Consider the following 20,424-nt stretch of genomic DNA (forward strand, 5'->3'; position numbering starts at 1 on the left):
CTTTGCGACAGGCGTTCAAAAGCCTGGTCACAAAGTTTTTTTTGCTTATTCGGTTACTTCGGGTTCTTCATTTTCTTCCGAATCTGCAGATTCGACTTGGTTCTTCATTTTCTTTGTCGTGAAAATATCGATGACGATGATTGAATTTTTTTCTTTTTGGATCGCCTTGAAGCGGTAGCCGTGGTATTCGATTTCTTCGCCTTCCTTGACGTCATACTTTTGGTCGAGCAACCAGCCGCCCATCGTATCCACGTTTTCGTTGTCGATGTCCAAGCCGAAGAGGTCGTTGACATCGTCGATCAACATGCGGGCGCTGATGCGATAATGGTTTTCGCCAAGCATGATGAATTCAGGTTGATCTTTCGTCTCGAAATCATCGCTGATGTCGCCGACAATTTCCTCCACGATGTCCTCCATCGAAACGAGGCCGCTTGTGCCGCCGTACTCGTCGATCAGAATGGCGACTTGGTTGTGTTCCTTCTGCATCTTCACCAAAAGTTCCTTGATCGGAATCGTTTCGATGACCGTGATGACCGGGCGAACGAAATCGGTGACGGTGAATTTGCTTTCGTCCTTGTTTTGGACTGCTTCGACAAAGGCGGCAAATACTTCTTTAGTGTTGATGACGCCTACGATCGAGTCTTTGTCCTCGCGCATGACCGGATAGCGGGTATACTTTTCCTGCTGGACGACATTTGCGATATCGCTCAGTGACATGTCGAAGTCGACCGCTACGATTTCTGTACGCGGAACCATGATTTCGCGCGCCATCCGCTCATCGAAGTTGAAAACATTTTCCACGAATTGATACTCTTCACGATTGATTTCACCGCTCTTCAAGCTTTGACTCATGATCAAGCGCAGTTCTTCTTCGGACACATTGTCGTCCGATTCGCCGATCGTTTTCATCCCGATCGCTTTGGAAATGCCGTTGGCCGTCTTGTTCAGCACAAAAATCAAGGGAAACATCAAGCGGTACCAAATATTCAACGGTCTTGCGATACGCAATCCCATTTTCTCCGTGCGGCTCAAGGCAACGTTTTTGGGAACGAGTTCACCGATGATGACTTGGATGGAAGTCAAAACAGCGAAGGAAACAACGAAGGACAGGATGGTCGCGATTGCATCGGGAATCGGCAAGTTACCGAAAAGCGTATCGAACAGGCGCTTAAAGGTAGGGTCCCCTAACCAACCAAGGGCAAGAGATGTAATCGTAACCCCCAGTTGCGTCGCTGAAAGATAGCTGTCGAGTTTAACGGTCATATTTTTTAATAATTTTGCTTGCGGATTTCCTTCTTCAACCAGGAAATCCAGCCGGGAAGGACGGATCCTCACGAGCACATATTCGGACACAACGAAAAAAGAAGCAATGAAAAGAATGAGGAAAAATAATAGTAAACCGGTTGTAATTGACATAATTGATTGCCTGCTTCCTTTATAGAGAGCAGACTTCACCTCCTGTGAAATAATGATCCTGAATAGGAAATTTCTTCACGAGATCTCTGGTTTCACGCTGAAACAAATGAAAGCGACCAAAAGAATCCCTGAAAATACGCGTTTTCGAAAATTCTTTTGGTCTACAGATGGTTGTCATCTGATGCGTTCTGTCCCACTGGTGCCACCTACCTTAATAATTATTTAAGCAAAATTCGGTTAATTCAAAACGATACTTATGCTAAAATTATAAATCAAAATAGAGAAATTGCAATACGGGAGCATTTCTGCGACTTAAGTCGGTTTCTTATTTGAGCGATTCCTGTTACTATGATACGGAATCTGTTATTGCAATGTGCTTTCATGTGAAAAGCTTAGGTTGTGTCTCCACTGCCACGCGCACCGCAAAGGCATTGCAGCAAGCTGGGGGATGTATTAAATGAAGAAGGATCAAAAAATGCAAAATAAACCATTTAAAGAAATCTTGAAAGCCGGATGGGCCCGTTTCAATGAGAAACGCAAGAACCTCTGGCGGAAATACCGGATCAACAAGTTTATCATCTTGTTTTTGTTGATCGGGACATTGATCAGCAGCACTTATCTAGTATTTTTGGCTAAGACCGCCAATGTCGAAAATCTCAAGGCAGGTCTGGAACAGACAACTGTCATCTACGATCGCTATGGCAATGAAGCCGGGGAACTCTATTCGCAGAAAGGGACATTCGTGACGATCGATCAGATTTCTCCGAATATCCAGACTGCCGTCGTTTCAACTGAGGATAAACGCTTCTATAAGCACACCGGTGTTGACCCGATCGGAATCGGCCGTGCCGCTGTAGGTTTCGTGCTGAACGGCGGAAATATTGTCGGTGGGGGTTCGACGCTTACCCAACAGTTGGCAAAAAATGCCTACTTGACATTGGATCAGACATTGATCCGCAAAGCCAAAGAGCTGTTTTTGGCATTCGAAATCGAAAGTAAATACACGAAGGATGAAATCCTTGAGATGTACCTGAATAACGCTTACTTTGGTTCCGGGGTGTGGGGTGTCGAGGATGCCTCGCAGAAATACTTCGGAAAACCGGCGAGCGAAGTCAGCTTGTCGGAAGCAGCGATTCTGGCTGGAATCCTGAAGTCGCCGAGTTACTACAATCCAATCGACAATAAAGAAGCGAGCATTGCTAGAAGGAACACGGTTCTGCAACTGTTGGCGGACAACGCGTTCATCGATCAAGCTACCGCTGATACGGCAATGGCTGAAGACATCAATGTGGTGGGTACCTATTACGCAAACAGCAGTTACAACTATCCCTACTATTTCGATGCGGTCATCGACGAGGCCGTCAATACCTACGGCTTGGATGAAGAGGATCTGCTGAACCGGGGCTACAAAATCTACACCGGTCTGGATCAGGATTATCAGATTCAGATGGATAATGCCTATGCGAATGCCTATCTGCCGACCGCGGAAGATGGGACTCTTGTACAGAGTGCCTCTGTGGCTATGGAACCGGCAACCGGGGATGTACTCGCGGTTGTCGGAGCGACAAAATATGAAGGTTTCCGGACCTATAACCGTGCAACGCAGATGCCAATGGCGCCTGGTTCGACCATCAAACCATTGTCCGTCTATACACCGGCTCTTGAGGCCGGATACGCAGTCGATGCGGAAGTGATGGACGATGATTCCTTGACTTACGGTGATGATGCTTATTCTGTTTCGAACTATGACCGGAACAGCTTGTATGACACTTTACCGATGTACCAGGCGATTGCCGAGAGCAAGAACACCTCTGCAGTATGGCTGTTGGATAAACTGGGTATCCAAAGAGGAATCTCCAAACTGGAAGATTTCGGAATCTCGATCGGCGAAGCGGATGAGAATTTGGGCGCTATTGCGCTCGGTGGGATGAGCAAGGGCGTGACACCGTTGCAACTGGCCAGTGCCTATACGACTTTCGTGAATGAAGGGGTGCGCACGCAAGCACGTTTCATCACGAAGATTGTCGATGCGACCGGAGCGGTGATCGTTGACAATACCAAGCCGAAGTCGAACCGGGTTACGACCGCCGCGGTTGCGGAAGAAATGACAAGCATGCTGATGGGCGTGTATGCAGATGGCGGTACTGGGGCATCGGCGCAACCATCGAACGGCATGGTGATCGCCGGCAAGACCGGAACGACGGAGCTTGATCGGGAAACAGGCTACATCAAGTCACAATGGATGGTAGGATACACACCGGATCTTGTTGTTACTACCTGGTTGGGATATGATAAAACCAATGAAATGTATAATCTTAACAATGCCGGCAAGACGATGGCAAATTTATACAGTGCCGAGATGGGGGCTTTGCTGTCGATCAGCCCGCAGACAGAATTTGCCGTCGCTGCTGCCGAAGAAACCTATGATAGTGGCATCATTAATGGGCTGAAAAATGGCTTGGATGAGTTCATGAATGACATGGGTTCGTTCGGTCAAAGCCTAGGTGAGGGTTCAAAAAAATTGTTCGATTGGGCCAACGAGGCTTTCGGGCAGTAAGAATTGATTTAAGGGGAAGACAGGCTGTGACGGCTTGTCTTTTTTTTACATGCTTGTTGAAAGAGAGTCCGATAATTGTAGGGAATCGGACAAGTGGAGAGCGAATGACCTGCGTGTTGTCCGACAAGGCGGAAGAATCGGACAAAGAGCGGTCGTTCTCGTAATAGTCCTCTTAGTGCTCGATTTCTATCCGGGATTCATCACGCTCTGCGAAAACGACTTTTCTCACGCTCTCCGTAAACGCGATCTGATTCGCAGATACCACTAAAGTTTCACACCCAGCTGTCGTCCACAAAAGAGGTGAACGGCAGCTGGATGCTCCAACGCACGGGTATCTAAGCGCGAATCATCACGCTCTATTTTCCGAACATATTTTCGTGTTTTTTGATGGCTTTATTGTTCGGATAATGTTATAGTTTATGTAATATGCGAATGGAAGGAATGAGATAATGAGTAATATTTATGATACAGCTTATGAGTTGGAAAAAAATCTGCGTGAGGCTTCTGTTTTTACGGAGTTGTCTGCAGCTTATACTGCAATGAGAGAAGATCAAGTTGCGTTTGAATTGTTTGAGGAGTTCCGTAATGTGCAAATAGGACTGCAACAAAAACAAATGACTGGCGAAGCGATCACTGATGACGATGTGGCTTCTGCTCAGACCATCGCTGAAAGAGCATCCGGCAACGAAGTTATCCAATCTTTGATGGCTAAAGAGCAACAGTTGAGCCAATTGATGGAAGAAATCAATGCTATCATCACAAAACCGTTGCAAGAACTATACGCGCCTGCACAAGATTAAGACTTAATTTTTGACGACAAGCTGTGACCATTTCCGAAAGAATGGCCGGATGATAGACAAGGACAGGATTCAACGCATTGCCGATCAATGCCATCCAACGTTCTTCATCCGCTATTTGGAAGAAATGGCGCAGCTTTTTTGATGCTTCTAGGATCATATAAAAATTTTTAGAATCAAAAGTGCGTCACCGTAGGTTTTTCACAGGATTGCAAAATATTTCATGCATCCAATATAGATGGCTAGCTTCACGGGTAAGCCCTTCGGAAATTAGATAAATCTGTCCTATTGCGCTCTTCGATGCTCAGTCGGACAGATTTCCTAAATTTCTTTCCGGGCTGAACGAACCCGTTCAGCTTTTCTTATTTCACAGATTTAGCATAGAATGCAGAGAGAAGGACAGCTTGTGATTACATTTATCCATACAGCGGATCTCCATCTGGATAGCCCTTTTAAAGGAATCAAACAGCTGGAACCGCAACTTTTTGATGCGATTTACCAGTCCACTTTTGCTTCTTTTCGGGAATTGGTGACGCAAGCCATCTCGGCAGAAGTCGATTTTTTCCTGATCAGCGGGGATATCTACGATGAGGAGAATCAGAGTGTGAAGGCGCAGGCTTTTCTGAGGGATGAATTGGGACGGCTGGATCGGGCGGGTATCCCGGTTTATTTGTCGCATGGGAACCACGATTACCTCGGAAGGGAGTCGCTTAAACTGCAGCTTCCCGGAAACGTAACTGTCTTCGAAAAAGAGGTCACCACCGAAATTTTGACTACGAAAGCAGGTGAGCGGGTGGCTATCACTGGCTTCAGTTACCCGTCCAGATGGGTTGAAGATCGGATGATTATCGATTATCCGAACCGGAATCATACAGTGGATTACCACATCGGGATGCTGCACGGCTACCTTGAAGGACTGAACTCTTCCGAAGGTGTCTATGCGCCGTTTTCTTTAGGCGAATTGAACGCGAAAAACTATGATTATTGGGCTTTGGGACATATCCACAAAAGACAGCAGCTTCAGGAGGCTCCTCCTGTCGTCTATTGCGGAAATACGCAAGGGCGTAATCCGAACGAGACAGAAGCAAAAGGTGCGTATTTGGTGACACTCCGGAAAGGAATGTTACCGACATTGACTTTTCTCCCAACGGCGCCGATTGTTTGGGAAAAAGAAATGATGTCGTTGCGTGGCTGTAAAACTTTGAATGATGTGCTTGCGCGCATTGAGGAACGTATGGAGCAGCATCGTGCTATGAGTGAATCGAGCGTACTGTTTTCGTTACAGTTTACAGACATCCAAGGGCTACATCCCGATGTTGTCAAAAAAATCGAGGACGAAGAAATACTGGACGGTGTCCGGCAAAGGTTGGAACAGCCTTTCATTTACCTGTACCAGTTGAAAATAGCAGTCGATACGGAAAAAGAACTGTTTTCGTTCGATCAGGTCATGAAGGAAAGTTTTTCGAAAAGTTGGACGGAAATCAGCGGAGATGACGTATTCTATCAACAGCTGGACAACTTTTTCCAGCATCCGCTCATCAGGACTACTTTCCCTGATTTAAAAAAAGACCGAAGCTTCAAAGAGGAAGCGTTGGCGGCTGCCAAAAAGAGGATCGTGCAGGCCGTCGCGTTTGAGGAGGAAGACAGTGAAGATACGGAAGATTGAAATATACGGCTACGGAAAATGGGTGAACCGAACCTTTGATGATGTGCAGGATCTGCAGGTCTTCCACGGCAAAAACGAAGCCGGCAAAAGTACCTTGTCATCCTTCATCAACAGTATCCTCTTCGGGTTCCCCAATGCCCGCAAGAAAGATCAGAATCTGTACGTTCCGAAGCAAGCGCAAGCATACGGTGGTCGCTTGTTTTTGGCGGACACGCGGTTCGGTGATGTCATCGTGGAGCGGGTGAAAGATCGCAATAAGGGGCAAGCAGTCGTTACGCTGGCAGATGGCGTGCAGCAGACGACAAAAAATCTCGGGCGGTTTTTATTGGGGATGGACAGGGAGACTTTCGAGTCCCTTTATACATTCAAAATAGACAGCTTGCTTTCCTTGAAAAAAACTCAAAAAGAAGATCTCAATCATTATCTGCTGAGCATCGGCACCAGTGGGAGTGAACGCTTGCTGCAATTAGCGAAAGAATACCGGGACGAAGCGGCGAAACGTTTCAAACCGACAGGCAGCGTCCCGCCATTGAACAAGAAAATACAGGCTGCTGAAAAACTGCAAAGGAAGCTTCAGCAAGCAAAAGCGAAAAATGCGACTTATGAAACGTCGCTGCTGCATTTGTCGGATAGTCAAAAACAGCAGGCCGAACTATTAGCCCGTCAACAGGAACTGGAGCAGGAACAAACTGCAATCGCAGAGAGCTTACGATTGGCGGACAGTTATCAGGAGTGGAAACGGCTGAACAAGGAAATCACGGCAGTCGATTACAGCGAAGTGCCGGAAGATGCCCGCTACCAATGGCAGAGCCAGCAGGAAAGAATGGCCACTTCGATCCAAGCGCAGACGCAGCTTCAGGAAAAATTAGCGCAAATGCAGAAACAGTTGGGCGAATTTGTCCATGTGGAATGGTACAAAGAGCACCAATCCGATTTTGCTGCTTTGCAGCACAGTGTCGCCAAAACGCAAGCGGATCTGAATAAGATCACGTATCTGGAAAATGAAGTCAGCAACAACAAAGCCGATTTGGCCAAACAAAAAATGGCCTTTGGGTTGAATCTGGCCCTTCCCACACCGGAGCCGCTTAAGGAAGAAGAACGCGTCCGACTGCAGCGGCTTGCCCAGGACTTCAAACAGATCGAAGAACAACTACTGCGTTTGGATCACAACATCGGCTTCCATGAAGACCAGCTGGAAACGCTCCAGAAAGAAGAGAAGCGTCTTCAAAACGAGAAGTTGGCTGATGATGCTTATGCAGTGCTGCAAAGCGATGTGCAACAGCCGAGCCAAAGGAGGCCTACGCCTGCAGTTACGAAAAAAAGTCCGCTCGGCCTGTTGTTTGTGGCTGCAGCTGTGTTTCTGGTCCTGTCCTTTGTGCTGGCGGATTTCAGGGTAATTGCTTGGGCGTTGTCTGCTGTGCTTGCTGTCGGTGGTGCTATCCTGACCAGAAGGAAGCACCAGACACAAACGAGGGACGCTGTTTCCCAAGAAGGCTCCCCCGAAAATGCGATGGAGCAATTTCTGAAGCAGGCTGCCGTCCGCGAAAGGATCTCGGCAATAACAAGGGAGCTCGAAGAGTTGCAGGATAAATTCCTGGAGCTTTTGAACGACCGTGAAGAGCTGGAAGAGCGAGGAAAGATGCTCAAAACCGAATTGGAGACCTTCCTGCAGCAGAAAGGCTATCCGGCCCGAATTAGGGCAACGGAACTCCTGCAATTGGATCCCGGTGCCGTGTTGGCGGAGAAGTCCGCCCTGATCATCAAACAGGAAGCCGAAATGGGCAATCTGAGTTTAGCTGTGGACAAATGGAATGAGCAGACTGCGTTCATCCGCAGCCGTTTCCATTTTGAACATCTGACAGTCACTGAAATGGCCGCACGCTTCCCCGAGATACTGAATGCCGTCGTTTTGGAAGAAAGCATGGCTGCAAATGTTCAGGATAAAATCAACGAACTGAAGCAAGAGTTGGAACTGATCCAACGCGACCTTGCTGAGTCCCATCGACAGCGGCAGCAGCTCTTGGATCAGGCCAACGCAAAGACCGAAGCCGAGTTCTACCAGTTGCTGGCGCTGAAGGAGAAGCAAGAACAAAATCTCAAGCGCAAGGAATTTCTGGACGAACAGGTCAATGGCCGCGAGCAACTTCTGGATCGATACGGCGATGCGAAGAAAAGTACGGGCCTTTACGAAAAGAATGAACTGGAAATGCAGCAGCTGAAGGCAGAATTGTCTAGACTGCAAAGAACGGAAGTAGAACTGAAGCATCAGCTGGAACAATTGGAAGAAGGCGGGACATACAGCGCCTTGCTGCAGGAATTTGCTTTGGCCGAAACCGAGCTGAGGGATCTTGCCGTCGAGTGGGCCGGCTTGGTCACTGCCGGAGAATGGATAGAACGGGCACTGCGGTATGGAAAAGAGGATCGCCTGCCGCTGATGCTCGACGATACGATAACCTTCTTCAGTCGTTTGACGGAGGGTGCATACACCGGCATCGCGTTCCAAAAGAACGGTATGAAGGTGCAGCGTAAGGATGGAACAACCTTTTTCCCGAATGAATTGTCGCAGGGGACGGTGGAACAGTTGTACATTGCGCTGCGGCTGGCGTTTGTGAAGAACACTGCCGATATCGTCAGCATGCCGATCTTGATTGATGATGGTTTTGTGAACTTCGACGAGGACAGGAAGAACATCATGTTTACTTTGCTGGAGGAGCTGAGCGAAGACGTGCAGGTACTCTTTTTCACATTCGATGACGCTTGCGTTCAACGTTTTTCACAGAAACAAGTATACATGTTAAAATAGGAGTGAAAGGGGCTGACAGGGGTGGCCAAAAAAATATACGAACATGAAATCGATGATAATTTTGAAATTTATGTACTGATCAAAAGTGCGGATATCCGCCTGGCGAAAAACGGCAAGAAATTCATTGCCTTTACTTTCCAGGACCGCAGCGGTCAGATCGATGGGAAATACTGGGACGCAAAAGAGGAGGACATCCAGCAATTCCAAGCTGGTCAAGTCGTTGCCGTAACCGGCAAACGGGAACTGTATCAGAACAATCCCCAACTGCGCATCACAAAGCTAAGGCTCGCTAGGGAAGGGGAACCAAGCCGACCTGAACTTTATATGGAACGTGCTCCGTTGAAATCGGAAGAAATGGTGGAAGAAGTCAGCCAAATCTTGTTTGAGATCACGAGCGCGCCGATCAACCGGATTGTCCGGCATATACTCAAAAAATATCAACGGGAATTTTTCGAGTATCCCGCTGCGAAGCGTCATCATCATGCCATCGTGGGCGGACTGGGTTTCCATACGGTATCGATTTTGCGGATGGCGAAAACGGTCATTCAACACTATCCATCAGTCAATAAGTCTTTGTTGTACGGTGGCGTGATTCTCCATGACATCGGAAAAACGATTGAGTTGAGTGGTAGTATGTCGACGGAGTATACCCTGAAAGGGAATCTGATCGGGCACATCGTCCTGATTGATGAAGAAATCACCAAAGCCTGCCTGTCTTTGAACATCGATGAGGACAGTGAAGAAGTCATCCTGTTGAAACACATTGTTCTGGCGCATCACGGCAAACAGGAATTCGGCTCGCCGGTAACGCCGCATCTCCTGGAAGCCGAAATTATCCATCACCTGGACAATTTGGATGCTTCCATCAATATGATCGATACGGCTTTGTTGCGCACGACGCCAGGAACGTTCAGCGAGCGCATTTTCGGGTTGGAGAACCGCAGCTTCTATAAGCCGCTCTTTGTCCAACCTTCTGAAGAAGGGCAATAACAAAAACACGCAAGTTACCGGAATCAAGAGCCGGTAACTTGCGTGTTTTACATTATAGTTATTAGTTTGCAGATTCGGATGTAGCTGATTCCGCTTCTTCAGTTGCAGAAGTTGCTTCTGAGCTAGCTTCTTCTGAAGTTGCAGATTCGGATGTTGCGTCTGATGAGCTTGTTTCTTCAGCAGGCAAGAATTGATCGATCGCTGCTGCCAGGTCTTCGTCTTTGATTTCAACGTTCGCGGCTTGGACGATTGTGGACATTACGGATGTCAGGTAATCATTGTCGGCAAGTTTTTCGTCCATCATCACTGTTTCGATGTTTTCGCGTTCTTCTTCCAATGTTCCTTTTTCTGTCTTCTCGATCATCTTGATGATGTGGTAGCCGTATTCGGTAGCGACTGGTGTTTGTGTCACTTCACCGACTTCAAGCGCATAAGCGGCTTCTTCGAATGCTGCGACCATTTCGCCTGCTCCGAACAATCCTGTTTCTCCGCCGTTTTCAGCAGTTGCTGTGTCGGTGGAGTTAGCTTTTGCCAATTCCGCGAAATCCGCACCTGCGTTGATTTGGCTGATAAGATCTACAGCAGTTGCTTCATCTGCAACCAAGATATGCTGTACGTTGATTTGTGGTTGGTAAGCTTCGTAATAGGCTTCCACTTCTTCATCCGTGAAAGTCGTTTCAGCTCTGACAGCTGCTTCGATCAGTTTATTCAAATACAATACATCTTGGTATTCATCTTTATTTGCGAATCCTGATTGTGACAAGATGTAGTTGAATGTTTCTTCTCCGCCGTATTGTTCGATGGTCGTCAACAGTTCAGCTTCTGTTTCAGCTTCCAATTCATTGTCGCCGATTTTGTCATTCAATACGTCGATCAAAATCAGACGTTGCAAAACGGTTTCGCCGATTGATGCTTTCATTGCGTCGTATAATTCATCTTTAGTGATATCGCCTGCTGGAGTCGTTGCGACTGTTTCGCTAGTCGCGCAGCCTGCTAATGTGATGGCCGTCAAGAAAGCAACGGACGTCAATGCAAATTTCTTTTTCATGAATGTGGCACTTCCAATCTATTTCTATTTATCTATCCCATGAATAACCATTTATAAATATATCATAAACGCCGTGATTATGGAAAATATTCCTTAAAAACGCTAGCAAATTTCTCAGAAAATTCATATCTGCAGATAAAACCGAAAGTATACAAAGTATCCGCGTCGAGTCGCGGCAGATTGCTCAAAATGCCAATATTTGGTATCATAAGTTGATAATTCGAAAGGGATGGAGGGGACTTTGTGAAATGTGAAATGAGTTCTGCGTTTTGCCAATGGCTGGAGATCAATAATTTTCATCTGAAAGTCGAGAGCGCATTGGAAAAAAGTTTGCAGATGAACCATAATCTTTCTCTGAAAGAGTTCTATGTCCTTTATTTCTTATCACAGGAACCGGAGCAAAAACTGAAACTCCAGGATTTGGAGGGAAAGGTTGGCTTAAGCCAAAGTGCGGTATCGAGACTGGTCAGCAAGTTTGAGGCTAAGGGCTGTGGTGCGTTGGAGCGAAATGTCTGCGAGCATGATCGGCGGAGCATCTATACGTCCTTAACGGAAACGGGTGCGGCAAAACTGAAGGCAGCGGCTGCGACGGTGGAACAGTTACTCACGGAGTCTTTTTCGGAAATGCCAATCCAAATACTGTTTAAACAAGATGATATTCAAAATAAGTAGAGCTTCTTGATTGGAGTCTTTTTGATAGGAAGTAAAAAAAATACGACTTGCCAAATGACCGATGATCCGGTGTGCATTTGGCAAGTCGTATTTTTAATGTATATTATTGTGATGGGGCATCTGTCGTTGCAGGCATTTGCGATTCCATGCTTGCTGCGACTTTTTCCATATCATCAGTCAAAACGGCAAGTTTATCGTTGATGCGGTTGATTCTTGGTTGGGCCTGTTGCGTAAAGCTCTCAATCGATTTGGTGACTTCCTCCGAAACGGCATTGACGGAAGCCAATCCGTCGTTGGTCAAGGATTGGATCGCTTTGCGCAAACCTTGAACGCTCTCATTGAGATCCTCTACCGCAAGTGTGTTGTCCTCAAGGTAAGCTTTCGCTTTCGCGCGGTTTTCTTTTCCGCTGCGCGGGGTGTTCAGCAACCCCAGCAGACCGCCGACTACCGTACCGAATACTATTCCTTCCATAAATGAGCGCATATCTATTCCTCCAGACTCTCTTTGATGGATGCTACTACTTTTGCCAATTCTTCCTGTGAGTATTTTCCTTCATGCGTTTTCCATTTCAAACCGAAACCATCCGAGTCCGAATCTTCATAACGCGGTAAGAAATGGATATGCGAATGAAAAACGGATTGATAAGCTATCGAACGGTTATTGTTCAGAATATTCAGCCCTAAAATGTCATCGCTGGAACGTTCGATTGCGCGTGCGATTTTAGGGACGCGCGAAAAGACTTCCTTCGCCAATTCTTCATCATATTCAAAAATATCAGCGACATGCCTCTTGGGTACCAGCAGTGTATGACCTTTCGTCACTTGGGATAAATCCAGAAACGCAATGACGACATCATCTTCATAGACAATGCTGCTCGGGATTTCGTGGTTCGCGATTTTGCAAAAAATACAATCTGTCATAGGCTCGACCTCTTTCTGTCCATTATCTACTTTATTCTATAGCATAACTTTATCATATTTGCGTTTTTTTTGATATCCTGAGGGCAAAATGGCGCTTCGCTCAGCAAGATATTTGGGTTGGGGCGAGGCTGTGTTATAATATAAGGCACAAACGCATGTGAAAGGGACGGTTAAATGTCACTATTATTGGAGAATGTCACGGGCGGCTATACACAATTGCCCGTCATAAAAAATATAAATTTTGAGGTCAAAGCTGGTGAACTGACTGGATTGATCGGATTGAACGGAGCAGGCAAGAGTACGACCATCAAACACATCATCGGTCTGATGATGCCTTTCAGCGGAAAGGTTGCGATCGATGGCCGGACATTGCGCGAGGATACAGAACGATATCGTCAGTCCTTCGCTTTTATTCCGGAGACGCCGGTGCTCTATGAAGAGCTCACCTTAAGGGAACATCTGGAAATAACGGCGATGGCCTACGGAATCACGGAAGCAGTCGCCATGGAAAAGGCGATGCGCTACATCCGAGATTTTCGTCTGGAGGACAAGCTGGACTGGTTTCCGGCTTATTTTTCAAAAGGCATGAAGCAAAAAGTGATGATCGTTTGCGCGTTCATGTTGGATGTGCCGGTATACGTCATCGATGAACCATTCCTGGGTCTGGATCCGCTTGGCATCCACTCGTTCCTGGAGATGGTCAGGGAGAAAAAAGCGCAAGGTGCAGCTATTCTGATGTCCACGCATGTATTGGCGTCTGCCGAGAAAGAATGTGATAATTTCGTCCTGCTGCACCATGGTGAGGTCAAAGTGACAGGCACGATGGTAGACCTGCAGCATGAAATGGGTATGCCGGGAGCAAGTCTCGATGAGCTTTACATCAGCTTGACGAAAGAAGTGGCGCAACCATGAACTTGGACAGTATCTGGAAAAGAAGGCAGCAACTGCACCTGAAAAAATTCAGCCGCTACAGCAAATATATCTTCAATGATCATTTCGTCCTCGTGCTCCTCTTTCTGTTGGGCGCTTTGGCTTATCAATATTCCGAATTCGTGAAAACCGTGACACCGGATTTCCTTTGGGGAAAGCTTCTGATAGTAGCTATTTTTTCCGGCAGCATTTTTATCGGTAAGCTGGCGACCTTTTTGGAGCCGGCCGACCAAGTATTCCTTTTGGCTAAGGAAAAGGAATGGGGGAGCTATTTCAGCAAAGCGAAAAAATACAGCTTGATCCTTCCGGTGATTCTCTTGTTCTTTGTGGCAGCCGCGGCAATGCCGATGCTTTTTGCGGGAAGAACAATCGGAGCAAATGATTTCCTGCCGATTTATGCAACTTTGTTCCTCTTAAAAATCGTCGATTTGGACCTCCAGGAGTTGGGTCTGAAGATAGGCGATAAGAAGATCCGGCGAAAAAACAAACTGTATCTGGCATGCGCGGCGATATTATCGGTCACTATCGCGATATTTTTCAATCCATGGGTTGCGTCGGTACTTGTAACGCTGTATACTATGTTTCTGCGTAAAAAAGTACAAGTGGCGTATGAGGCGCGCTATCCGCTCTATCAATGGGAGCAGATGATCGCCTCGGAAGAACAACGAAAAGCACGCGTAAACCGAATCATCAATCTTTTCACAGATGTTCCTCAAGTGAAGAGCAAAGCAAAAAGAAGAAAATATTTCGACGGCTTGTTGCGTCAGATTGAAGGCAATAGTAATTCCTATCAGTATTTATATGCGCGGGCATTTTTGCGTGGGACAGATTACAGCGGCTTGTTTTTCCGCTTATTGGTAATCGGAGCGCTGCTGCTTCTGTTTACGCCATCAGCCGGATTTTCTCTAGGCCTCAGTCTGTTGTTCCTTTACTTGACAGGCTTTCAGCTGTTGCCGCTGTATTTCCATTTCAATGAGAATATGCTGTATCGGCTATATCCGACGCAGCACGAAGATAAATTCGCCGGATTCAAGCATTTTCTGGCTTACCTATTGGGAGTGGAAGGCTTTCTCTTTGCGGGAATCATCTTCATCAACAACAGTTGGCAGATGGGCTTGGCTGCAGTCGGCTTGAACGCCGGTTTCGTGTGGCTATTCATCCAGTTTTATACAGGCGGCCGTACTCGAAAAAGAGAAACGACAAATTACTGATCTGCAGATTATAATAGATTCAGTTCCGAAACCCTATGGAATATTCTTGACTGAATATGTAAAGAAATCTAAAATAAGAATTGTATGCGAGCGAGGACCGTTGCGCTTTCAGAGCTAAACGAGCTACGTCGCCAAATGAACAAGTAGCGTATGAACAGAAGAGCAGACCGAGATAGCTGGGGCTTTCGTCCCGGCTCCTTCTTTTCATAGGCATAGAAAAATTAATGACAGAGTAAGGAATGAGCTCGATGGATTATAAAATGGACTCAGGGTGGCGGCTACATCCCATCGGAGGAGACACAGGGCAAGCTTATATGGGCACCAGAGCCGAGGAAAGAGTCTTTTTGAAAAGAAACTCTTCACCTTTCTTAGCCGCGCTTTCTGTTGAGGGGATCACGCCGCGGTTGATCTGGACCAAACGGGTCGGCAATGGGGACGTCCTGACAGCTCAAGAATGGCTCAACGGCAGGGAGTTGAATCCGGATGAAATGAGAGGGCAGAGCGTTCGGGATATCCTGCATCGCATCCATCATTCCGAAAACCTCCTGAAGATGCTTCAGAAGGTAAAAGGCGAAATTTTCAACCCGATCAATTTCTACAACCTGTATGTGGCGGATCTGCCGGATGACCTTAAATCCAATTCAGTACTGCAACAAGCTGCTGAATATGTGAAGAACAGCATCACCAGCATCGACGACTCGCAAAAAACGGTCTGCCACGGAGACGTGAATCGGAAAAATTTCCTGCTGGATGAGGAAGACCGGTTGTATCTGGTGGATTGGGAAATGGTCAAAATTGCCGATCCGTTCTCTGACATCAGTACCTTGCTGGTACAATACGTTCCCCATGAAGAATGGAGAGTATGGTTGGAGCAGTATGGCTTGCAGATGAATGACAATATGGAACGCCGTTTGGAGTGGTACAGCATGATGGTGTGCCTCTGCCTGATCAAAAAGAGCCATTCCCAGGAACGCAATGTGGAAATGAATCAACTGATTCTGTTGCTGAAACAGCTCTATCAGAATCGCTTGAACAGTTACTTATGAAATCCTCTTCGTCATCATACGAACGGAAAGGATTTCTTTTTTTGAAAAAAACAGATAAGAAAGAGGAGAATTATGCGCGTAAGAAATAAACCATGGGCTGCCGAAAAATTGGCTGAAAGTACCCAATATGTTGTGATGGAACCAGCGGATTGGAAAGGGAAATGGCAGGAACGTTTCGGCAATAGCCAACCAATCCACGTGGAAATCGGCTCAGGCAAGGGACAGTTCATTGTCGAGATGGCCCGCATGCACCCGGAAGTGAATTATATCGGAATCGAACGCCAGACTAGCGTGGCGGTCATGACACTCGATAAAATGATTGAATCAGGTCTGAAAAATGTCCAATTGCTGAATACGGATGGAGAGAATGTAGCAGATTTCTTTGAGGCGGGCGAAGTGGATCGCGTTTACCTGAACTTTTCCGATCCGTGGCCAAAGTCCAAACATGACAAACGCCGCTTGACCTACAAAAAATTCCTGCAGAACTATGAACAGATCCTGGTTTCCGGTGGTGAGATCCATTTCAAGACGGATAACCAAGGCTTATTCGAATATTCGTTGGCGAGCTTCTCGCAATATGGAATGACTTTGAAGCAAGTGTGGTTGGATCTGCACAAGAGCGACTTTGAGGGAAACATCATGACGGAGTACGAAGCGAAGTTCTCTTCCCGAGGAGACCGCATTTACCGCGTCGAAGCAGCGTTCCCGAAAAAAGCAACGGCTGATTCTGAAAATTAGAACCCAGACAAAAAGGAAGGAACGAAGCACTCGCAGCTTTGTTCCTTCCTTTTTCTGTTTTTTTACAATTTATAAAGATCCAAGATAGTTCCCGTGTAGGCGTCAGCAATGAATTCATATTGCACCAACACGCCGTCCTCTTTGCGGGATATGCCACCGTAATACACATCCGTCTTTGAAGAATAACGACTGAGCGGGACGGGGTGCAGTTCAATCCAAGATCCTTCGATCGGAGCTTCAGCCAAGAACATCTTTTTGACGTTTTCCAGGATTTTATCGCCGTTGACGGTCCGTTTCTGCTCATAGCAAAGGGCTGTCACGACTGAACCGAGTACGAGTCCGGCACCGAACAGAATACCGCCCAAGATTTCTTCTTTGTGTTTTTTACACATGCATTTTTCCAAAAAGTTCATCTTATGTTCCTCCTCAAAGTAATGCGCTTACTCATATTCTCCTTCAGTATAGCAATAATACGAAAAAAATAATAGGGAAATGTCAGAAGCGCCAGGATGCGCAAAGGAAACGTTTCCTGTACTGGGCAAGCTTTCTTAACAAATGGAATCGTTGCTATGACAAGGATGCTGCGCTATAATGGATAGGATAATCAGACACTTAAGGGGGATCGGGAGCGGCATAAGGCTAAATTTATGCCCTGCTCCATTCAAATATGGATGATAAAACATTTGCTATGATCAAAGAATTGACGGAATTGCAGGGAACAAGCGGAAACGAACGCAACATCCGTAACTATATGCGCGAGAGAATGGCGCCTTTGGTGGATCGCATCGAAACGGATGGCTTGGGCGGGATTTTCGGAATCAGAGAGCATGAAGATGAAACGGCACCGCGCATCATGGTCGCGGCACACATGGATGAAGTGGGTTTCATGGTGTCCGGCATCACGGAGCGCGGATTGTTCCGGGTCGTGCCGCTCGGCGGTTGGAATGCTTATGTCGTTTCGGCACAGCGCTATACCCTGCAGACGTCCAAAGGCGATATTCCTGTGATTTCCTCTTCGGTTCCGCCGCACTTATTGCGCGGGGAGGGTGAAGGCAAAAAAGTCAAAGTGACGGACATCCTGTTCGATGCGGGGTTCGATACAAAAGAAGAGGCGCTGGCATTCGGAGTCCGTCCCGGAGATACGATTGTTCCCCAGGTGGAAACAATTTGGACCGCCAACAAGAAGAAAATCATTTCAAAAGCGTGGGACAACCGCTACGGGAATACGGTCGTTTTGGAGACGCTGGAAGCATTGAAAAATGAAAAGTTGCCGAACACTTTGATAGCCGGCTCCAACGTGCAAGAAGAGGTCGGACTGCGTGGAACAAAAGGGGCCGTGCACAAGTTCAAGCCGGATCTGTTCTTCGCGGTGGATTGCTCGGCTGCGGATGATTTGACGACGACCAAGGATACGTTCGGCCATCTGGGGGAAGGTTTCCTTTTGCGGATCCAGGATCCAGGCATGATCACCTTGAAAGGGATGCGCGAATTTCTGTTGGATACAGCGGAAACGCATGATATCCCTTATCAGTATTTTGTTTCCAAAGGCGGAACGGATGCGGGTGCCGCCCATGTCATGAATGACGGGGTGCCTAGCGCGGTCATCGGCGTCTGCGCCCGCTATATTCACACACATCAGACAATGTTCCACATCGACGATTACGCGGCAGCCAAGGAAATGGTTGCGCAAGTCATCAAAGCATTGGACAAGAGCACTTATGAAACGATCATGGCCATGAACTAAGGAGGAACTTGATTATGGACAAACTGAAAGATCTGGATCAATTAAAAGAACTGCGTGATTCGGGAAAAACGGTCTTCGTCTTCATGACCGGTTGGTGCCCGGATTGCCATTACATCCGCCCATTCATGCCTGAGGTGGAAAATAAATTTACGGATTTTCGTTTCGTCGAGATAGACCGCGATGATTTCGGCACGCTGGGTGAAGCGTTACAGATCTCCGGAATCCCGAGCTTCGTCGTCTATGCTGAGGGAGAACTATTGGGTCGCTTCGTCTCACGCAACCGGAAGACGCAAAAAGAGATTGAAGCCTTTTTGGAACAATTGTGATACTATTTCGTTTGGGAAAAATAAATGAAGAAGCATAAAGGAGCAAATACAAAATGTGGTTAAGTTTTTATAATCGTGAAGCAGTCGGGGATACATTAATGTTGACGAAAGGGGATATCGCTGCCCGCCAAGAACAAGCATGCGAATCAAAAGGCAATGTGACGCGCATTTTCAACAACCGTACAAATGAAACGATGGGCTACAATCTATTTTCGATTTCAGACACGCTGGCGTTGGATGCAAACGGACAAGTGCTGTTATCCGATGAAGAAGCGGCAAAAGTGAATGCTTTGATCCAAGCGGCAGGTTTCAGTGACGCCATCGTCGTCGATCGTTCGCCTAAATTTGTTGTGGGTTACGTCAAGGAATGCGTGCCGCATGAAGACTCCGACCACCTGTCCGTTACGCAAACGGAAGTGGACAACGGTGAAGTGCTGCAGATCGTCTGCGGTGCAGCTAACATCAAAAAAGGCCAACGCGTCGTCGTGGCCAAACCAGGCGCTGTCATGCCTAGTGGTTTGATCATCTGGCCGGGTGAATTGCGCGGCGTAGCCAGCCACGGTATGATCTGTTCCGCCAAAGAATTGCAACTGGAGAACGCCAGCCCTAAAAAAGGCATCCTCGTATTGGATGACAGCTATGCAACAGGCGCAGCGTTTTCCAAATAACCCTATGGAATTTTGTCGGAAAAAGAAGTACTATAATAAAGGAATTCCATTGAAACCAGGCAGCGCATTGCCTGAAGCAAAACAAGAGAGGAGTTGACTGGATGAGTCGCTATGATGGACCCAGTTTTTTTCGGCATGACCATCGTTCAGGGATGGATGGAAGTCATCCTGCAACAAATAAGTTTGATTTTCCGAATTACCTGAAAAAAGAGGATGAAGAGCATGGCATGTTGGAAGAAAAAGGCGATTCTGCACAACCGTCCTCCTATATCTCACAAGATTTGCTGCATCCGATGGATACTGTACCTTACATCCGCCACAACAAAGAGGCATTCGTTTCCTTCAGGGATAAAGTTGTGAAACCTGCCGAAGATGTTTTTGCAGTCGAGAAAAAAAGACTAAAGGAAGAAAAGCAGAAGGAACGCCGCACGGAATTGGGCATGCATCCTTTCGCATCCTATAAAAGCAGAAGACCTTTCCAACTGACCGAAGTGCCGGAACCGTTGAAAGGTTGGGGAAACCTGCATGAAAAGAGAATCGACTATCGCGCGATCGCAGCCTTATTGAGAAAAAATAGCTCAGATTTGCTTCTTTTCGAATTGGGTGCACCTGTTGAAGACGATGCGGTTTTGAAAGAGGACAACGTGGGAGAAAGTGAGTTGCAGCCCTTGGAAGGCAAATCCAAACGGGCGATGAACCGATCGTTGTTGGGTATCATGGAGCAGGAACGCTCTTACGATGCAGCCGGGAAATTTGTCCATGAGGCAGCTGATTCGGCAAGTCATTCTTATTTTTAGTCATGGCGTTGTAACATTAACTTGATTTGTATGCTGCGGTTGGTGGCATAATGAAATTATTGACATGTTTGACATCAAATTTTAAATAATTTCA

General features: G+C 46.9%; 19 protein-coding genes. 14 read left to right on the plus strand and 5 right to left on the minus strand.

Going from position 1 to position 20,424, the window contains the following annotated elements; translation table 11 throughout:
- Positions 1-45: 45 nt before the first annotated feature.
- Positions 46-1,416 carry a hemolysin family protein gene (locus TES5_RS03585; RefSeq protein ID WP_068559869.1) on the minus strand — a complete coding sequence of 457 codons (1,371 nt, stop codon included), beginning with the start codon at positions 1,414-1,416 and terminating at the stop codon, positions 46-48.
- 475 nt (positions 1,417-1,891) lie between these two features.
- Between TES5_RS03585 and TES5_RS03590 the strand changes: the two genes are divergently transcribed.
- The 5 genes from TES5_RS03590 (at position 1,892) to TES5_RS03610 (ending at position 10,229) form a co-directional block, all read left to right on the plus strand.
- Entirely contained in the window at positions 1,892-3,973 is a 2,082-nt protein-coding gene (locus TES5_RS03590) for a PBP1A family penicillin-binding protein (protein ID WP_232309277.1), read from the plus strand.
- A gap of 449 nt (positions 3,974-4,422) precedes the next feature.
- Positions 4,423-4,773: a YlbF/YmcA family competence regulator gene (locus TES5_RS03595; RefSeq protein WP_068559877.1), complete on the plus strand. Its 351-nt coding sequence runs from the start codon at positions 4,423-4,425 to the stop codon at positions 4,771-4,773.
- Between the two features lie 403 nt (positions 4,774-5,176).
- Positions 5,177-6,436 carry a metallophosphoesterase family protein gene (locus TES5_RS03600; RefSeq protein ID WP_068559879.1) on the plus strand — a complete coding sequence of 420 codons (1,260 nt, stop codon included), beginning with the start codon at positions 5,177-5,179 and terminating at the stop codon, positions 6,434-6,436.
- Positions 6,417-9,239 (plus strand): ATP-binding protein, encoded by a 2,823-nt coding sequence (locus TES5_RS03605; protein WP_068559881.1) that lies wholly within the window; start codon positions 6,417-6,419, stop codon positions 9,237-9,239. The genes TES5_RS03600 and TES5_RS03605 overlap by 20 nt, the downstream gene beginning before the upstream one ends.
- A gap of 21 nt (positions 9,240-9,260) precedes the next feature.
- A complete protein-coding gene (locus TES5_RS03610; RefSeq protein WP_068559883.1) occupies positions 9,261-10,229 on the plus strand; it encodes a 3'-5' exoribonuclease YhaM family protein in 969 nt (322 codons plus the stop codon).
- Between the two features lie 61 nt (positions 10,230-10,290).
- Here the strand turns inward: TES5_RS03610 and TES5_RS03615 are convergent, their stop codons facing one another.
- Positions 10,291-11,277 carry a peptidylprolyl isomerase gene (locus TES5_RS03615; RefSeq protein ID WP_068559885.1) on the minus strand — a complete coding sequence of 329 codons (987 nt, stop codon included), beginning with the start codon at positions 11,275-11,277 and terminating at the stop codon, positions 10,291-10,293.
- A gap of 243 nt (positions 11,278-11,520) precedes the next feature.
- Here TES5_RS03615 and TES5_RS03620 point away from each other — a divergent pair, with 243 nt between their 5' ends.
- Positions 11,521-11,949 carry a MarR family winged helix-turn-helix transcriptional regulator gene (locus TES5_RS03620; protein ID WP_198143291.1) on the plus strand — a complete coding sequence of 143 codons (429 nt, stop codon included), beginning with the start codon at positions 11,521-11,523 and terminating at the stop codon, positions 11,947-11,949.
- A gap of 103 nt (positions 11,950-12,052) precedes the next feature.
- On the opposite strand, the gene TES5_RS03625 is transcribed toward TES5_RS03620, so the two are convergent.
- Both TES5_RS03625 and TES5_RS03630 read right to left on the minus strand, forming a co-directional pair.
- A complete protein-coding gene (locus TES5_RS03625) occupies positions 12,053-12,433 on the minus strand; it encodes a YtxH domain-containing protein (RefSeq protein ID WP_068559887.1) in 381 nt (126 codons plus the stop codon).
- Positions 12,434-12,435: 2 nt separating this feature from the next.
- On the minus strand, positions 12,436-12,870 hold the full coding sequence (locus TES5_RS03630) for an HIT family protein (RefSeq protein ID WP_068559889.1): 435 nt from the start codon (positions 12,868-12,870) through the stop codon (positions 12,436-12,438).
- A 174-nt stretch (positions 12,871-13,044) separates the two neighbouring features.
- On the opposite strand from TES5_RS03630, the gene TES5_RS03635 reads away from it, so the two are divergent.
- The 4 genes from TES5_RS03635 to trmB all read left to right on the plus strand — a co-directional run bounded on the left by TES5_RS03635 (position 13,045) and on the right by trmB (position 16,795).
- A complete protein-coding gene (locus TES5_RS03635) occupies positions 13,045-13,782 on the plus strand; it encodes an ABC transporter ATP-binding protein (protein ID WP_068559893.1) in 738 nt (245 codons plus the stop codon).
- Positions 13,779-15,011: an ABC transporter permease gene (locus tag TES5_RS03640; protein ID WP_068559894.1), complete on the plus strand. Its 1,233-nt coding sequence runs from the start codon at positions 13,779-13,781 to the stop codon at positions 15,009-15,011. Before TES5_RS03635 ends, TES5_RS03640 begins: the two co-directional genes overlap by 4 nt.
- A gap of 248 nt (positions 15,012-15,259) precedes the next feature.
- Entirely contained in the window at positions 15,260-16,057 is a 798-nt protein-coding gene (locus TES5_RS03645; protein WP_068559895.1) for a phosphotransferase family protein, read from the plus strand.
- Between the two features lie 72 nt (positions 16,058-16,129).
- Positions 16,130-16,795, plus strand: coding sequence for a tRNA (guanosine(46)-N7)-methyltransferase TrmB (gene trmB, locus TES5_RS03650; RefSeq protein ID WP_068559896.1), 666 nt, complete (start codon positions 16,130-16,132; stop codon positions 16,793-16,795).
- A 62-nt stretch (positions 16,796-16,857) separates the two neighbouring features.
- Here trmB and TES5_RS03655 read toward each other — a convergent pair whose 3' ends face one another.
- On the minus strand, positions 16,858-17,208 hold the full coding sequence (locus TES5_RS03655) for a PepSY domain-containing protein (protein WP_232309280.1): 351 nt from the start codon (positions 17,206-17,208) through the stop codon (positions 16,858-16,860).
- Between the two features lie 254 nt (positions 17,209-17,462).
- On the opposite strand from TES5_RS03655, the gene pepA reads away from it, so the two are divergent.
- The 4 genes from pepA to TES5_RS03675 all read left to right on the plus strand — a co-directional run bounded on the left by pepA (position 17,463) and on the right by TES5_RS03675 (position 20,330).
- Entirely contained in the window at positions 17,463-18,539 is a 1,077-nt protein-coding gene (gene pepA, locus TES5_RS03660) for a glutamyl aminopeptidase (protein WP_068559900.1), read from the plus strand.
- Between the two features lie 14 nt (positions 18,540-18,553).
- Positions 18,554-18,865 carry a thioredoxin family protein gene (locus tag TES5_RS03665; protein ID WP_068559902.1) on the plus strand — a complete coding sequence of 104 codons (312 nt, stop codon included), beginning with the start codon at positions 18,554-18,556 and terminating at the stop codon, positions 18,863-18,865.
- A gap of 53 nt (positions 18,866-18,918) precedes the next feature.
- Complete coding sequence (ytpR, locus tag TES5_RS03670) at positions 18,919-19,533, plus strand: YtpR family tRNA-binding protein (protein WP_068559904.1); 615 nt, start codon at positions 18,919-18,921, stop codon at positions 19,531-19,533.
- A gap of 101 nt (positions 19,534-19,634) precedes the next feature.
- A complete protein-coding gene (locus tag TES5_RS03675; protein WP_068559905.1) occupies positions 19,635-20,330 on the plus strand; it encodes a hypothetical protein in 696 nt (231 codons plus the stop codon).
- Positions 20,331-20,424: the final 94 nt, after the last annotated feature.

This window comes from Trichococcus sp. ES5 (assembly GCF_900067165.1).
Classification (GTDB): Bacteria; Bacillota; Bacilli; order Lactobacillales; family Aerococcaceae; genus Trichococcus; species Trichococcus flocculiformis.

What these genes read in the sequence shown, in the direction of transcription:
- TES5_RS03665 (WP_068559902.1), top strand. Translation starts at nt 18,554, where the DNA reads ATGGACAAACTGAAAGATCTGGATCAATTAAAAGAACTGCGTGATTCG.
- TES5_RS03625 (WP_068559887.1), bottom strand. Translation starts at nt 12,433, where the DNA reads ATGCGCTCATTTATGGAAGGAATAGTATTCGGTACGGTAGTCGGCGGT.
- TES5_RS03640 (WP_068559894.1), top strand. Translation starts at nt 13,779, where the DNA reads ATGAACTTGGACAGTATCTGGAAAAGAAGGCAGCAACTGCACCTGAAA.
- TES5_RS03590 (WP_232309277.1), top strand. Translation starts at nt 1,892, where the DNA reads ATGCAAAATAAACCATTTAAAGAAATCTTGAAAGCCGGATGGGCCCGT.
- TES5_RS03645 (WP_068559895.1), top strand. Translation starts at nt 15,260, where the DNA reads ATGGATTATAAAATGGACTCAGGGTGGCGGCTACATCCCATCGGAGGA.
- TES5_RS03635 (WP_068559893.1), top strand. Translation starts at nt 13,045, where the DNA reads ATGTCACTATTATTGGAGAATGTCACGGGCGGCTATACACAATTGCCC.
- TES5_RS03630 (WP_068559889.1), bottom strand. Translation starts at nt 12,870, where the DNA reads ATGACAGATTGTATTTTTTGCAAAATCGCGAACCACGAAATCCCGAGC.
- TES5_RS03585 (WP_068559869.1), bottom strand. Translation starts at nt 1,416, where the DNA reads ATGTCAATTACAACCGGTTTACTATTATTTTTCCTCATTCTTTTCATT.
- TES5_RS03615 (WP_068559885.1), bottom strand. Translation starts at nt 11,277, where the DNA reads ATGAAAAAGAAATTTGCATTGACGTCCGTTGCTTTCTTGACGGCCATC.
- TES5_RS03655 (WP_232309280.1), bottom strand. Translation starts at nt 17,208, where the DNA reads ATGAACTTTTTGGAAAAATGCATGTGTAAAAAACACAAAGAAGAAATC.
- trmB (WP_068559896.1), top strand. Translation starts at nt 16,130, where the DNA reads ATGCGCGTAAGAAATAAACCATGGGCTGCCGAAAAATTGGCTGAAAGT.
- ytpR (WP_068559904.1), top strand. Translation starts at nt 18,919, where the DNA reads ATGTGGTTAAGTTTTTATAATCGTGAAGCAGTCGGGGATACATTAATG.
- pepA (WP_068559900.1), top strand. Translation starts at nt 17,463, where the DNA reads ATGGATGATAAAACATTTGCTATGATCAAAGAATTGACGGAATTGCAG.
- TES5_RS03595 (WP_068559877.1), top strand. Translation starts at nt 4,423, where the DNA reads ATGAGTAATATTTATGATACAGCTTATGAGTTGGAAAAAAATCTGCGT.
- TES5_RS03675 (WP_068559905.1), top strand. Translation starts at nt 19,635, where the DNA reads ATGAGTCGCTATGATGGACCCAGTTTTTTTCGGCATGACCATCGTTCA.